Source organism: Paenibacillus sp. CF384 (assembly GCF_900106745.1).
Classification (GTDB): Bacteria; Bacillota; Bacilli; order Paenibacillales; family Paenibacillaceae; genus Paenibacillus_Z.
Window position 1 is genome coordinate 731,861 of sequence record NZ_FNNV01000001.1, and the last position, 13,482, is coordinate 745,342.

A 13,482-nucleotide genomic window follows, 5' to 3' on the forward strand; every position below is an offset into this window, starting at 1 on the left:
GAGCATGATGGACAAGAAAACAAGCAAGTGGCAACTTAATGCCACTTGCTTGTTTTTGTCACCGGCGCCTTCGGGCTTGGCTATGGAGACACAATATAGATTTCACGGATTTGCGTGTTTCCCTTGGTGTCCACATAGACTTTATATGGGCCTACTTCATACGTACCTTTCGCGTTATTTTGGATAGAGAACGTTTTGGTAATGTCATTAAACGAACCGTCGGAATACTTTTCCCTGACCGTGATAATCAAGTTGTTTTTATTCCCTTTGAGCTTCTCTACGTAAGCCGTTGGCGTCGCGCCGATAACAGTGGCGGGTGGCTCAAGCGACGCCAATAACTCTGCCTTAACTTCGCCGTCTGCCAGAATCGTGATAAAGTTGCGAGCCAACGCGATATCGGCAGCTGATCCAGACCCGAGAGCCTTTGATACGGCAGCCCTGGCCGATGCTTCAAGCCTTTCCTTGTACTCGCCATCGCTTAACAGTAATAAATCCGTAAATATCTCTGAATTCTTTAATTGTCCGCTTGCCACTTCGAATGTGCCTCTGGAGCCGTCGGATTCATCCGGGCCGTCGGATTCATTGAGCATGATCGATACGCCGATTCTTCCGTCCGCAAGCTCCGGTGCAGGATTACGATAAAGCGTATTAAACGGAATTTTCAACTCGTAAATCGTCGTTTTCGTCTCTTCGTCACGCGTAATCTTTGCCACGATATCCGTAATCGGAGCCGTCGGCGCATTGCTGCCTGAAGGACGTGTCCACACCCATGTAATCACTTCGTTATCGTTGTTGAGCGCGAAGCCCAATTCATTCCGCGTAGTACTGTCGGTTACTGGATTGCGTAAATCAACGCCTAACTGCAAATTATCCTCTCTCCATATATTCCCGCCCGTCTGGTTATTGAAGTGCACGTCGTCCTTAACGACAATGTACCCGTATAAATTGTTGTCGTCCCAGGCGAAACGCGATTCCGCGCTGAGATCTTGCGGGCCATCCCACGTTCCCGCCGTTACATAATCTTCGGTGTCCATTACGAATGCCGGAGTCGCGGCATTCTTGGCCGGATTTCCCGTGCCGGCGGAGCTTGCCTGCTCAGCGTAAGCCGTATCGAATTTTACCGTATAGGCGTATTCGTTCCCGTCTTCGAGCTGCAGCTTGAACGTGATCAGACCTGCAACATAGGACGGTAAATCTACGGTTACGGATTCTCCTGCAGCAAGTGCGCCGAATGGGATAGGAGTGAATGCTTCCGCATAAGCAGCCGGGGAAACCATCGTCAATGTCCCAGGGGCGGAGACTTTCCCGCTCACATTATACTTGAAGCTGAATTGTTTCTGATCTCCGCTTTGGATGAAGCCAAACACAAACGGTTCCGCCAATAAGTCAGAGCCGTAGATGCCATACGGATTGTTGGCTGGGGTGCTGTTTCTCAACCCGGATGCGTAATAATTGTTGCTAAGTTCAATCGAAGTGCCCCCGTCTCGCAGCATCGCATACACGTTATTATTCTGACCGTCCTTTGACGGCTGGAAGTAAGAAGAATATACTTTCGCTCTACCGCCGCGGACGTCTATCCCCGGATTGTTACCGGGCAGCTGAGTGAAGTTTGCTTGCTGGAAACGGACGATACCGTTATTGACAACCGCGCCTGCAAGGCTCGGGCTTCCCCAGAACGCGCTGTTGTACAGAACAAGTTCCGCATCAGGGTGAATTTTCGCGGTATTGGGTGTATCGCCCATTCTGACGTACGCTCTGTCCGGCTCCGTCGCGATGTTCGTATTCACCAATTCCGAGTTGATCGCGATGATTGTGGTGTGTTCGTCCGCGTCTTCCACATACAAGGAATAAGCGCATCCGTCCGAGCCGTGACCGATCATCGTCAATTTGCCAGGATAAGCATATTCGCCATTCCCCAAGTCTCGCTTCAGGAAGTGTACGCCGTAAACCGAACCGTAAACGAAATTGTTGAAAATCGTCTCGCCTTCCACATCGGAAAATTTAAGCGCGCTGAGGTATCTTTGCACGAATCCGTACAGATCGCCGGAAGGAGCCGTATAGCCTTGGCCTGCCGGAAGTCTAAGCGCGTAATGCGGATTAAGCTGCATATTTCGGATGAATCCGCCTTCCGAGCCTCCTCCGACCCAGATGCCCGCTCGCAAGAGCGTGCCGCCTAAATAATCCACGTAGTGACCGTCGGTGCGGTAGGACGCCAGGTCGATGCCTTTATCCCCGATCGGAATCGTTAAGTTGATGGCATATACGCCTGCGCCTTGTCCTTGTACCAAGAACGGCGTTTTTATCGTTTGGTCCGGATTACTGAGGGTAACACTGGTTATATTCGCTTGCGTAATGCTAAGTCCGCGTAGACCAGCATTAGCTAGAAGCCGAATTAGAGAAGCTCCGTTCTCTCCCTCATCGCCGCCGGTATAAGTCGTGAATATCGCCGTTCCGCCGCCTTGCGTATGGTGCTGTACATCCCATGTTCCTCTGACTTCGACGCCTGCCGGAACGATTACGGGATGATCCAGTCGATATCTTCCGCCTGGCAAATAGACCGTACCGCCACCGTGATGAACTTTAATATAGTCAAGCGCATCCTGCAGCTTAGCGGATATGTCCACGGTCGGCGCATTGCTTGTTAACGAGCGCGGGAGGTCGAGTCTAAGCACTGCGTTCGATGCCGGTCTCGGGTGTACGTCAATATCTGTTTTAATGTCCTTCGGAATAGGTTCGAACAGATAATCGACGTCCTTCACGCTTTGAACCGTCGTATTCGTGCCGTCTGCCTTAACGTCAAGATTAAGGTTGTCGATGTGATCGGCAAGGTTAGCGCTCTCGATGTTCAGGTTATAACCGGCGTTCACCGATTTGAACGATCCGAAGTTGGCTCCGAGATGTGCATGTTTGGACGCCTGTTTGAAGTTGCTCTGACTGACCAAGGCGTTGCCTCGGTTAAGGAAGTTCAGCGCATAACCGTCGTCATATTCGTCGAATGAACTATCCTCGAAGGAGATGACGCCGCCTCTGGCGTTGCTTACAATCGGACCCTTGAATGCCACTCCGTTGAATTGGACAGATGTGTCGAAACGTTCGTTGAAATAGGCTGAGGTATCGCCTCCGAATGCCGAATTCGAGATCAGCAGCCCGAAACCGTTGACGCTGTCAATATAGATGCCTGTTTGACAGTCTTCCGTCGTGACTCCATAGAACTGCGCGTTCGGAGATTCGTTGCCGCCCGGTTCTCTCCCGATCCACATCCCCGTCTTATACCCTGATACGCGTAGACCGGATATATATTCCCAGTCCGAACGGTGCATCATGAATCCGGTAGCGTTCGCTCTTGTATAAGCCTTCGCATCCGCAAGAGTCGGTGCGCCGACAAGTCCGGAATTCGCCCAGTATTTCGGGTCGATGTCGACGTTCTCGATACGCCCGATGTCCGTACAAGTATGAATGACGATGCCCTTGTAGAGCGCTGTTATCTTGCTGTTCAGGACATAATGCATTTCGCTCGGCAGCGAAATGAATCCTCCCCAAGCGTTGACGAGCGTCACGTTATCCAGCGTCACGCTGTTACCGGTTCTTTGATAGAACGTCCATGGATACGGAATGCCATGAATCGTCTCCGTATCCCCTGTCTTCTGACCGTCCTCGCCTCTGACTTCCACTACGGTTTCGGCAGTAAGATCCTGTTCGGGGTACCAGACGGAAAGGTTCGTTACGCCAGTGCCCTGTTCCATATCGATGAATCGATCGGACACGTTGGCTACCTTTTTCCCGCCTGTTTGATTTTCACGCTCGTCGGAATCCACGTACGTGTCATAATTAGCGGTTGCCTTGCCGGCATATACCGCGAGTATAGTTCCGTCGATTTTACCGTCGTATGGGTCCGCATCCGGGTTATCCCATTCGCCACGGAGCTGTACGCCCGCCCGCAAATTCAACACTTGTTTATATTCGTAGGTCGTATTGCCGTTCGCGCTTTGAACGCTAACGGTGCCGGTCGTTTCCGTACGGAACGCATAGGTTCCCGCCGGAATATAGACTACTCCGCCGCCGTCACGATAAGCCGCGTCGATTGCTGCTTGGAAGGCCTCTCTGTTATCCACATTCAAGAGATGTTCCGTTGCTGCCATCGCTTCCGTTATTGCACCGAAAGCCAAGACGTTATAGTCCGATATCGCCCAATCTTTCGCGTCGTTTTCCTGCGAGATTGCCGTTCTCATGTAATTTGCATAATCGTACCTGCCCGGAACCGTCAACACGAACGATTTGCTCTCGGATACGAGAGCGGCTGCCGGGCCTCTTGTGACCGTCGCCGTGAGCGTTACGATACCGCCGCCGTCCGGACGGTCCGTCGGGATCACGCCTGCAGCGTTTATCCGAGCAGCGTCTGACGTCGTCCACGTAATATCCGTCATATTCTCGCCCATCGACGGAAGAACGAGATTCGTCGACACCTTCGTCTGAGAAGGATTCACACCTTTGATCGAATCCCATGTTAGTTTGCTAATCATATGACTTACTGCATCCTGATCGGTACCGGTACCCGTTCCGCGAACGACGATCGTAAAGGTTTTTACGACCGGTACTGCAGTACCTTTGCTTATTGTCGCCGTGAGGGTTACGGTTTCATTGTTTTCTTGACGCGCTACCGCGCCGGAGTTGCTGCTAATTACCGCGTTATTAGTAGATGTCCATGCGATGTTCGTTCTTGCCGCACCAGCCGCAGCAAGCGTCAAATTCGTTTCAACCAGATCTTGCCTCGTATTTGCTCCTTTGATAGCATCCCAATTGAGCGCGTCCGCAGCAAGCTGTACCGCTTCTGCGTCCGTTGGCGGAATTTCGGTTATGCGAATGCTCTGAATGATGGCTCCCGCCGTGGCGAAACGAAGGTGCGCCCCTTGATTCTGCGCGCCTATCGCATAGTTTGCTCCGTTAAGCACAACCTTCGAGGTGACCCAAGCGCTGCCGCTTCCCGCCGCCGGAATGCTGGCCGATCTATAGGCATCATATCCGGAGAAACTGCCGGGATAGATGGTGTTATAGTGCAGAGAGATACCGCCGGTTGCACTCGGTCTCCAGTAGGTGACCGCCAGTTCGACCTTGTTTACCGGCTTAAGGCGATTGTCGTCTACGATAACGTAAAGAAAGTCGCCAACCTTCACGCCGCCGACAGCGCTTTGAGTTACTCTCTCTACGGCTACACTGTCTCCTTCGAGGCTGATGCCAATGCCATTGCCTTGAAGCTTGTTGCCCGATGGAACAAACGTGCCGGAATCGTTGAAGTCAATGAACACTTCGGCAAGCTCATCAGCCAAACTGGCTACTGTCAAAGCAAACGGGACCTGAACAGGCGTTGCGCTGCCTTTGCTTATTGTCGCCGTAAGGGTTACGGTTATGTCCTCGTCCGGGTCGCGGGTGACGTTACCAGTTGCGGTTTCTATAATACCTGCCGGATTAGCCGACCATGCGATAACCGTATCTCTCGCTCCCGTTGTTGGAAGGGATAACGCCGTTCTAACGCCAGATTGGTTCGCATTTCCATTCTTGATCGTGTCCCATGTCAGTTGAGCCGCAGCATCCGTTACAGCTTGATTGTCGTCAATATGCTCGATCTTCACTCTGGTATGTGTTCCTGCGAATGGATACTGCGTGCTTTGAGCCGTGCGTGCGAACGTATAATAGGTATTGCCTGTTGGTTTTGCAATTGTCGCAGCGTACACGCCTTCATGGAGTGTACCCGTCTTCCAATCGCCTTCTACAGGAGCGCTGCCCGTAGTGTTGACCGCAAACTGCACAGCTTGGCCGTTGGTCGGCGCAGCCGACGATAACGTAACGCTGTCAGCTGTCTCAACGGCTGCGGGAATCGGTTTCGGCGAATCCAAGCTGCTCTGGAAGCGCGGGTTCTTGATATAGATGTCGCCTTGGGGTACAGACGCCCATTGCATTTGCAGTCTCCCGGCTTCTACCGTGTCCAGATTAACGGGATTGAAACCATTCGAAGAATTGGCAGCCGATAATTGCGCATATACCGTAATCCATCCGTTAGCAGGTCCATTTCGCATTTCGCTAACGTTAAGACTAAGACGCGAATTAGTGTCGAGGTTGTTGCCTCCGGCCGCTATGGCAATCCAGTTGTTTCCTGCAACATTCAAAAGATCCGAATGATTAACATACATATCGAACACAAAATACTGGTTCGCGTAACCTAATAAATCCTGATTGCCGCTGCTATTAATAAAGCGGGCATCCCAAATCCGCTCAGCGCCTGCTCCGATTCTTCCAGCGCCTAACTTAAACGCGGTATTTCCGTCCGGCGCAATCGCATTCGCTCCCTCATTTGCATTAGGGAAATACGTCGCAGCCCGAGCGTTGACCGCCGCCGGCACAGCTTTCACCGTCACCGTAATCGCTTTAACAGCACTTGCCGCACCTTTGGTTATCGTCGCCGTGAGCACAACAGTCTTGTCTACGCCTCTGTTGGATAAACGATCCACGCTTCCCGTGCTGCTTATTGCCGCATTGTCCGAAGACCATGCTACGTTCGTCGTTCCTATTGCCGTCGAGAGATTGAGTCTTGATTTCACATCGCTATCCATTGTATTACTGCCTTTAATCGTATCCCATGTCAGGGACGACGCCACTGTATCTACCAAAGTTTGTTCGTTAATAGTCGTTACGGTAGTTCTTGTCGATGCGCCGATGAAGTTGTAGCTGGCGTCTGCTTTCGTGCGTGCGAATACATAGTAGGTGTCTGCTGAAGGCAATGCGGCAAATTGATAAGAATAAACACTACCATTGTTAACTCCATCCACCCAACCGGATGAGGGAGCATTCCCGTCTTCGCTTATGGCAAATTCCACGGCTTGCCCGCTAGCCGGTGCGTTCGCAGTTACTGTTCGAGTTGCCACGTCAAGTGCGGGAACCGATGACGGTGATAGCGGAACGCCTAACGTACTTTTCTGGAAATGGGGGTTTTTAATGAAAACGGGGGTGCTGGGAACGCTGGTATCCCATTGCAGATGCATAGCCAGTCTGGTTACTTTGTCTAGCCAGGCATCATTGAAATTCCCGGCTACCGCACTTGTCGACGATAACTTCGTATAGACCGTCGCCCATGTGCCCACCGCTGCGCTTGTGACCCCGCTTATATTAAGCTGCAGTCGTGAATCGGTGTTAAACTTATCCCCAGAGGGGTTGCTGTCGCTTACAATGACGAGCCAGTTATTTCCTTGCATATTTTTGAAGCTCGCATTGGGAATGTACATCTCGAACACGAAGTAGCCGTCTTTATAGGCCGATAAATCCTTCAAGGGCGACACGCTCGGCGTGAACAGGTTATCCCAAGGACCGCCGCCCTTAGAGGTTCCTGTATTTAAACTCCACGCCGTCTGTCCGTCCGGCGCATTGGTTGCCGTGGCCGTATTGCCATCCACGCCTGCATTTACAGTCAAAAGCTGTACGGCATCTCCCCATTCTGCGCTAACTGATTTCGGTGGAGAAAACAAAGTAAGAACCATCGCTGTCACAAGCAAATAGGCTAGCAACCGTCTTTTTATCATTCTAAAATTCCCTCCATATCTAATGTAGTTTAGGCGCAACAAGACAACACTTTCCCCTTATGCCCGCTATCGCATCACCTCTACGATTCCATATGGCCAAACTTGCAAAAGCGCATTTGACAACAATCGACACCATGTTAGCGCTTTCACTAAAACATGCAAAAAACGCCTCTTCCTACTTGTTAAGCCTGTACTCCTCTACCGCAGCGTTACTCTGTCTATATGGAGGACTAGTCTTATCATACGAGTGTTGAAATCCAGTTTCTATGAGGTAATCTTTTCCTTACGAGGGCATTATTGTCCTAAATAAAACTGGCTATGAATCCAAATGAACAACAAATCTGCTGTTACCTCTACATAACAAAGAGCAGCTGCCATTGTGGCAAACTGCTCCTTGTTGTTAAACTGACGACCTGACGAATCATAAACAACGCTTTTTACTGATGTTTCATTTTATCAAGCGTCTCCAAGTACAGGACTTGAAGAAACTTCTTGATATTGACTTTGCGCTTCTCCTGCGGGTATTTCTCGTCGATTTCTCGCATCTTGAGACGCACGTCCTCGAAGTCAAAATAAAGCGGCGCGTAATGCTCGAACTTCGGGTGGCTGTAATCCGTGAGGCCGATACTCGCCAGATTGGATAATGCTGCGATGACGGTCCGGCGAACGCGCTGCTCGACCGCCTTCCCTTCTTTCTCGATATCGCCGCCTTCCGGCTTGCTCACCTTGGCTCCGACCTCGTATAACGCTTTCAGCGGCGGGATGCCCCCGCCTTGATGCCGCCCAATCAGCCATGACATCATTTCGATGATATCATGGCTTCCGCTTTCACCGATGATGCCCATGTCCATTAAGATCACCTGCATGATTTCTTTGGCATCGTGCTTCTTACGCACGCCAGGCGGCTCTGAATTCAGGTCATCCAGCTTCGCGATCGACTGTTTGATTTCCTTCAGATAGCGGGACATTCGCCATTGCTCGCACACTTTGCCTAGCACGGCTTTGACTTCCACCCGGTTAATCGGCTTCTGGATATAGAATTCAATGCCCGCTTGATACGCTTTGCTAATCATTTCTTTATTCTCGATCTGGGAGATCATGACATACTTTCCCTCGTACCCTTCCTCATTTAGCCGCGTGATCGTTTCGATCCCGTCCTGGTCCGGCATTAACAGATCAATGAGCACGACATCGGGGTTCTCGTCTAGTACAAGCCGTTTCCCTTCAACGCCGCCCGCCGCCATTCCGACCACCTCACCGACGCCGCCTTTCTCGATAATCGTCTGCAGCATCCGCCTGCTTACCGCATCGTCGTCGACAATACAGAATGATAGCATTGTACCTACACTCCCTTCTTCAACTTCACTGTTGGAAAAGCTGCAGAGAACGTGGTTTCAGTATCCCGCTCCGGTTCCGTAAGGAGAAGTCTGCCCGTGAACGAGCCGACGATAACCCGAACATGCGAGAGGCCGATGCCGGTCGCAGCGACGCCTTCCTGATTGAATTTGGTCGTAAACCCGGGCTCGAATACCATATCCTTATCCTGTTCGGCGATCCCCGTCCCCGTATCGCTGACGATAAACAAGGTGTCTCCACCGCGTTCGCGTACCCGGATGCGTATCGTTCCATGCCGCTCGATCGCTTCGACCGAGTTGGCTGCCAAATTGTTAAGCACGGTGATAAGTGGGATATAGTGCGCGGTCAGGTAATCGATGCCGATGTCCTTCTCGATCCGCACCTCTTTCTTAAGCATCCGGCTGTATTCGCCGTTCGACTTTTCCACAAGCTCGACGATCTCCGCCAAGGTCATTTCCGGGGCACTCTCCAGGTCGACCAGTTTCATCAGTCCTGCCAGGATGCGCTGCGAATCTTTCTTCACCTCGTGAATCTGTTGGGTAATTCCGAGAACGGATCGCCCATAGTCATGCAGCCCTTCCTTGTTCAGCTGTCCGTACAGATCGTGGCTCTTCGCGGTAATCTGTTCGATCACATCCATCGATTTGCGCAAATAGAAGACTTCGCCATAGAGTCCGCTGCCGACATTGATCATTTGTTCGATCCGTTTCTGCTGCTCGGCGTGAACGCTTCGCATTTGGTGTACGGCTATACTGCTGTAGATGCCTGTCGTAAAGTAGCTGCGAACAACGGCGATGACCGAAATCAGCATCCACTGATTGATTTGAAAATACGGCAGTCCGAAGGCGATGCTGCGCATCAGCAGCTCCGCTTCATTGGAGACAACGTCGATCAGAGACACGCACGCTCCGAGAATAAGCGGATTCAATTGATGTAATCTGCGTTGAATGAGGGCCATTCCGGCCCCGAATACGATGTAAAAGAGCATGGCGGAGAAGTGCGTCTGCACGCTGCCCAGAAGATCGAACGTGCCGGACGAGGCGGCTCCGTCGAACGATACCCGAAACAGCAGCACCGTCGCGCCGGCGGCGATCCCCGTCCGCCAATAAGGCAGATGGCTCATTAGCAGAAGCAGGAACAGAAAGGCGCTGCTGCCAAGACCGATGCGAAAGACCTCGCCGATGAACGGGTTGATCTTGAATTCCCCGGCAACCGCTACGACGATGGCGACGATGGTAATTTGCATGCTTTCCGATTTGGACCAAGTTTGTATGGCTATAGGAATGACTCCCATCGGGTTTCTAACGTCCGAGGTTGGTTAGCCCCATTTATTTTCAAGGCGCTTGGCCGCAAGCGACAGCGCGTAATTGACCACGAAATACAAGACAGCCACAAGCGCCAGAATCGGCAGCGTATAATTGAAATTTTGCGCGATGACGATCTTCGAATTGTGCATCAGCTCAGGTAGCGAGATCACGATGGCGAGCGACGTGTCCTTGAGCAAGGAGATGAACTGGCTCACGATCGGCGGCACCATGCGCCTCAGTCCCTGCGGGAGCACGATATGCCAAACCGTCTGCGTATAGGTGAGACCCGACGAACGGGCGGCTTCGACCTGTTCTTTGGGGATGGAGCTTAGTCCGCCGCGGACGATCTCCGAGATCATGGCCGCTTCGAATACCGCCAGACCGAGTATGGCCGAGCTCATGACCCCCAGCTTGAGGCCGACGTCCGGCATCGCGAAATAAGTGAAGAACAAGATCAACAGCAGCGGCAAATTGCGGATAAGCTCGACGAGCACGCCGAGGATTTGGGATACGACCGGAATTCGCATATAACGCAGCGTTCCGGTGATGCTGCCCAGCACGAAGCTCAGCACGATCGCGACGAAAGCAACCCAGAGCGTGATGCCGAAGCCTTTCATGACGAAGATGAGATTATGGTAAGAGAAAGCACCAGCAATGTCCATCCGCCGATCCTCCTAAAGTTATAATCGAATTTTGCGTTTCACGGCACTTCTATCCGTTCTTGGCCAACCTTCGTTCGAGCTGAAGCGCGGCGAAGCTTAAGGGAAGAGTCAGAACGAGATACAGCGCCGCGACGAAGATATAAGTATCGAAGGTTGCATACGTCTTGCTGGCCACCTGATCGCCATAATACATCAGGTCGAATCCGGCGAAGACGCCGAGAATCGACGAATTTTTTACGAGGTTGATGAATTGGTTGCTGAGCGGCGGAATGACGATTCTAATCGCCTGCGGAAGCACGACATGCCGCATCGTCTGCATGTACGTCAATCCGGACGCTCTGGCCGCTTCCGTCTGTCCAGATGGAATGCTCATGATACCCGCCCGAATTGCTTCCGCAACGAAGGAGGCGGTATATACCATTAGACCGACCGTACCGCAGATGAATCCGCTTAACGTGATGCCGAGCGAAGGCAAGCCGTAATAAAACACAAATACAACCAGCAGCAGCGGTATATTCCGCACGAACTCGACGTAAGCCGTCCCGATCCACCGCAACGGCTTGACGGACGAAATACGGAATACGGCGATGATCGTCCCAAGAACGAAGCTTCCTAGTAAAGCAATGACGCTCGCCCAGATCGTGTTGCCAAACCCTTTCATATAGATTCCGAAATGGTCCGTAAAAATCGATATGTCCGGCATGCTATCCCTCCCGATATGCAGAAGATGGGTGGCGCTTGGCCACCCATCCTGTCGTTCGCTAACCTCTATTCCCCGGACGGGGCTTTGCCGATCCATTTCTCGTACATCTTGTCGTATTCGCCGCTGTCATGCAGCTTCTTCAATCCTTCGTTAACGCTATTCAGCAGATCGGTTGCGCCTTTCTTGATCGCAATGCCGTACGGCTCATCGGTGAAAGGTTCCCCGACAACCTCGTAGTTCGGGTCCTGAACGGCCATGCCGTACAAAATCGCGTTATCGGTCGTCAGCGTTTCGCCCTGTCCGGCTTTGAGCGCGCTGAATGCGTCCTGATAGTTGTCGAACTCCAAGATGGTCGCGTCCGGCACCTTCGCTTTGATGTTGTCGACCGAGGTCGAGCCTTTCACGGCCAATACTTTCGTGCCTTTCTTGATGTCGTCGATGCTCTTGATCGGACTTCCTTTCTTCACCAGAAGGGACTGGCCTGCCTTGAAATACACGTCGGAGAAATCGACTTCTTTCCTGCGCTCCTCCGTAATCGTCATCGTGGCGACGATCATATCGATATCGTTGTTGTTCAACATCGGAATGCGTGTCTTGGAAGTGACTTCCTTCAGCTCAATCTTAGTTTCGTCGCCGAGAATCTCCTTAGCGAGCGCCTTGGCGATGTCGATGTCGAAACCTTCGACGTTGCCGCTTGCCGGGTCCTTCAAGCCAAAGAGCTTCGTATCGTACTTGACGCCGACGACGAGCTTCCCTCGGCTCTTGATATCGCCCAGCGCCGATGCCGCTTCAGACGGCGAATTTCCGTTCGCGCCGACGTTGTCCCCTCCCTCTTTGTTGCCGCATCCGGTCAATACAACCGCGGAAAGAACCGTCAGAACGATGCCAAGCGTCATCCAACTTCTTCTCTTCATAGCTTAAAACCCCTCTCCGTTATGGGATTGCATGGTTTAGAACGCCAAGTTCGGTTGCGCGCAAGCCGTTAATGGCGCAGCAAGCGATTGAGAAACAAGCGCGCCCTTTCTTCCCGAGGCTGCTCGAAGAATTCCTCCGGCGGAGAGATTTCGACGATTTGCCCTTTGTCCATAAAGACGACGCGATCCGCCACTTCCCGTGCGAAACCCATCTCGTGCGTAACGACGACCATTGTCATTCCTTCGTGCGTCAAGGTCTTCATGACGTCCAGCACTTCGCCGACCATTTCCGGGTCGAGCGCGGAGGTCGGCTCGTCGAAGAGAATGATCTTCGGCTTCATCGCCAGTGCCCTTGCGATTGCAACGCGCTGTTGTTGCCCGCCGGACAGCTGCGAAGGAAACGCGTCCGCCTTGTCTACGATGCCGACTTTCTCCAGATACATCCTGGCTGTAACCGCCGCTTGCGGCTTCGTGATGCCGAGTGCCTTTATTGGCGCGAGCGTAATATTGTCGATCACGTTCAGATGGGGATAAAGATTGAAGTGCTGGAACACCATGCCAATTTCTCGCCGCAGCTTGTTGATATCGGTTTTCTTATTGGTGACGTCGACACCGCCCACGGTCAGACTGCCGCTCGTAATGGCCTCCAGCCGGTTGATGCAGCGAAGGAGGGTGCTCTTCCCCGAGCCGGAAGGCCCTACCACAACGACGACTTCACCCTGCGCAATTCGAAGATCGATGCCCTTAAGCACATGAAAATCGCCATAATGCTTCTCCACCCGCTGAAATTCAATCACCACAATCCCTCCTTATCGTCGCCTTTCACTTCTCTGCGGAAATGGAATGTGAACTCACATACTGTGTAGACAACTATAACGAAAACCTACGCAATCCTAACGAATCCGACATGAAAGACGTGATTTTTTTTACAAGTGAGTGCGATTATTCCATTTTGACAATGTCCTAATACGG

7 protein-coding genes are annotated in these 13,482 nt (G+C 52.1%); all 7 read right to left on the reverse strand.

Annotated features, from left to right (window positions below; all coding sequences use genetic code 11):
- Window positions 1-80 precede the first annotated feature (80 nt).
- The 7 genes from BLW29_RS03350 to BLW29_RS03380 all read right to left on the reverse strand — a co-directional run bounded on the left by BLW29_RS03350 (window position 81) and on the right by BLW29_RS03380 (window position 13,307).
- Window positions 81-7,568: an immunoglobulin-like domain-containing protein gene (locus tag BLW29_RS03350; RefSeq protein ID WP_090976172.1), complete on the reverse strand. Its 7,488-nt coding sequence runs from the start codon at window positions 7,566-7,568 to the stop codon at window positions 81-83.
- A gap of 437 nt (window positions 7,569-8,005) precedes the next feature.
- Window positions 8,006-8,905 (reverse strand): response regulator, encoded by a 900-nt coding sequence (locus BLW29_RS03355; RefSeq protein ID WP_090976174.1) that lies wholly within the window; start codon window positions 8,903-8,905, stop codon window positions 8,006-8,008.
- A gap of 5 nt (window positions 8,906-8,910) precedes the next feature.
- Entirely contained in the window at window positions 8,911-10,218 is a 1,308-nt protein-coding gene (locus BLW29_RS03360) for a sensor histidine kinase (protein ID WP_090976176.1), read from the reverse strand.
- A gap of 24 nt (window positions 10,219-10,242) precedes the next feature.
- Window positions 10,243-10,893, reverse strand: coding sequence for an amino acid ABC transporter permease (locus BLW29_RS03365; protein ID WP_090976178.1), 651 nt, complete (start codon window positions 10,891-10,893; stop codon window positions 10,243-10,245).
- A 49-nt stretch (window positions 10,894-10,942) separates the two neighbouring features.
- Window positions 10,943-11,596 carry an amino acid ABC transporter permease gene (locus BLW29_RS03370; RefSeq protein ID WP_090976180.1) on the reverse strand — a complete coding sequence of 218 codons (654 nt, stop codon included), beginning with the start codon at window positions 11,594-11,596 and terminating at the stop codon, window positions 10,943-10,945.
- Window positions 11,597-11,661: 65 nt separating this feature from the next.
- A complete protein-coding gene (locus tag BLW29_RS03375) occupies window positions 11,662-12,510 on the reverse strand; it encodes a transporter substrate-binding domain-containing protein (RefSeq protein WP_090976182.1) in 849 nt (282 codons plus the stop codon).
- A 68-nt stretch (window positions 12,511-12,578) separates the two neighbouring features.
- Window positions 12,579-13,307, reverse strand: a complete 729-nt coding sequence (locus BLW29_RS03380; RefSeq protein ID WP_090976184.1) for an amino acid ABC transporter ATP-binding protein — start codon at window positions 13,305-13,307, stop codon at window positions 12,579-12,581.
- Window positions 13,308-13,482 lie beyond the last annotated feature (175 nt).

Coding starts and splice junctions, on each gene's coding strand:
- BLW29_RS03375 (WP_090976182.1), bottom strand. CDS start 12,510: ATGAAGAGAAGAAGTTGGATGACGCTTGGCATCGTTCTGACGGTTCTT.
- BLW29_RS03365 (WP_090976178.1), bottom strand. CDS start 10,893: ATGGACATTGCTGGTGCTTTCTCTTACCATAATCTCATCTTCGTCATG.
- BLW29_RS03360 (WP_090976176.1), bottom strand. CDS start 10,218: ATGGGAGTCATTCCTATAGCCATACAAACTTGGTCCAAATCGGAAAGC.
- BLW29_RS03350 (WP_090976172.1), bottom strand. CDS start 7,568: ATGATAAAAAGACGGTTGCTAGCCTATTTGCTTGTGACAGCGATGGTT.
- BLW29_RS03370 (WP_090976180.1), bottom strand. CDS start 11,596: ATGCCGGACATATCGATTTTTACGGACCATTTCGGAATCTATATGAAA.
- BLW29_RS03355 (WP_090976174.1), bottom strand. CDS start 8,905: ATGCTATCATTCTGTATTGTCGACGACGATGCGGTAAGCAGGCGGATG.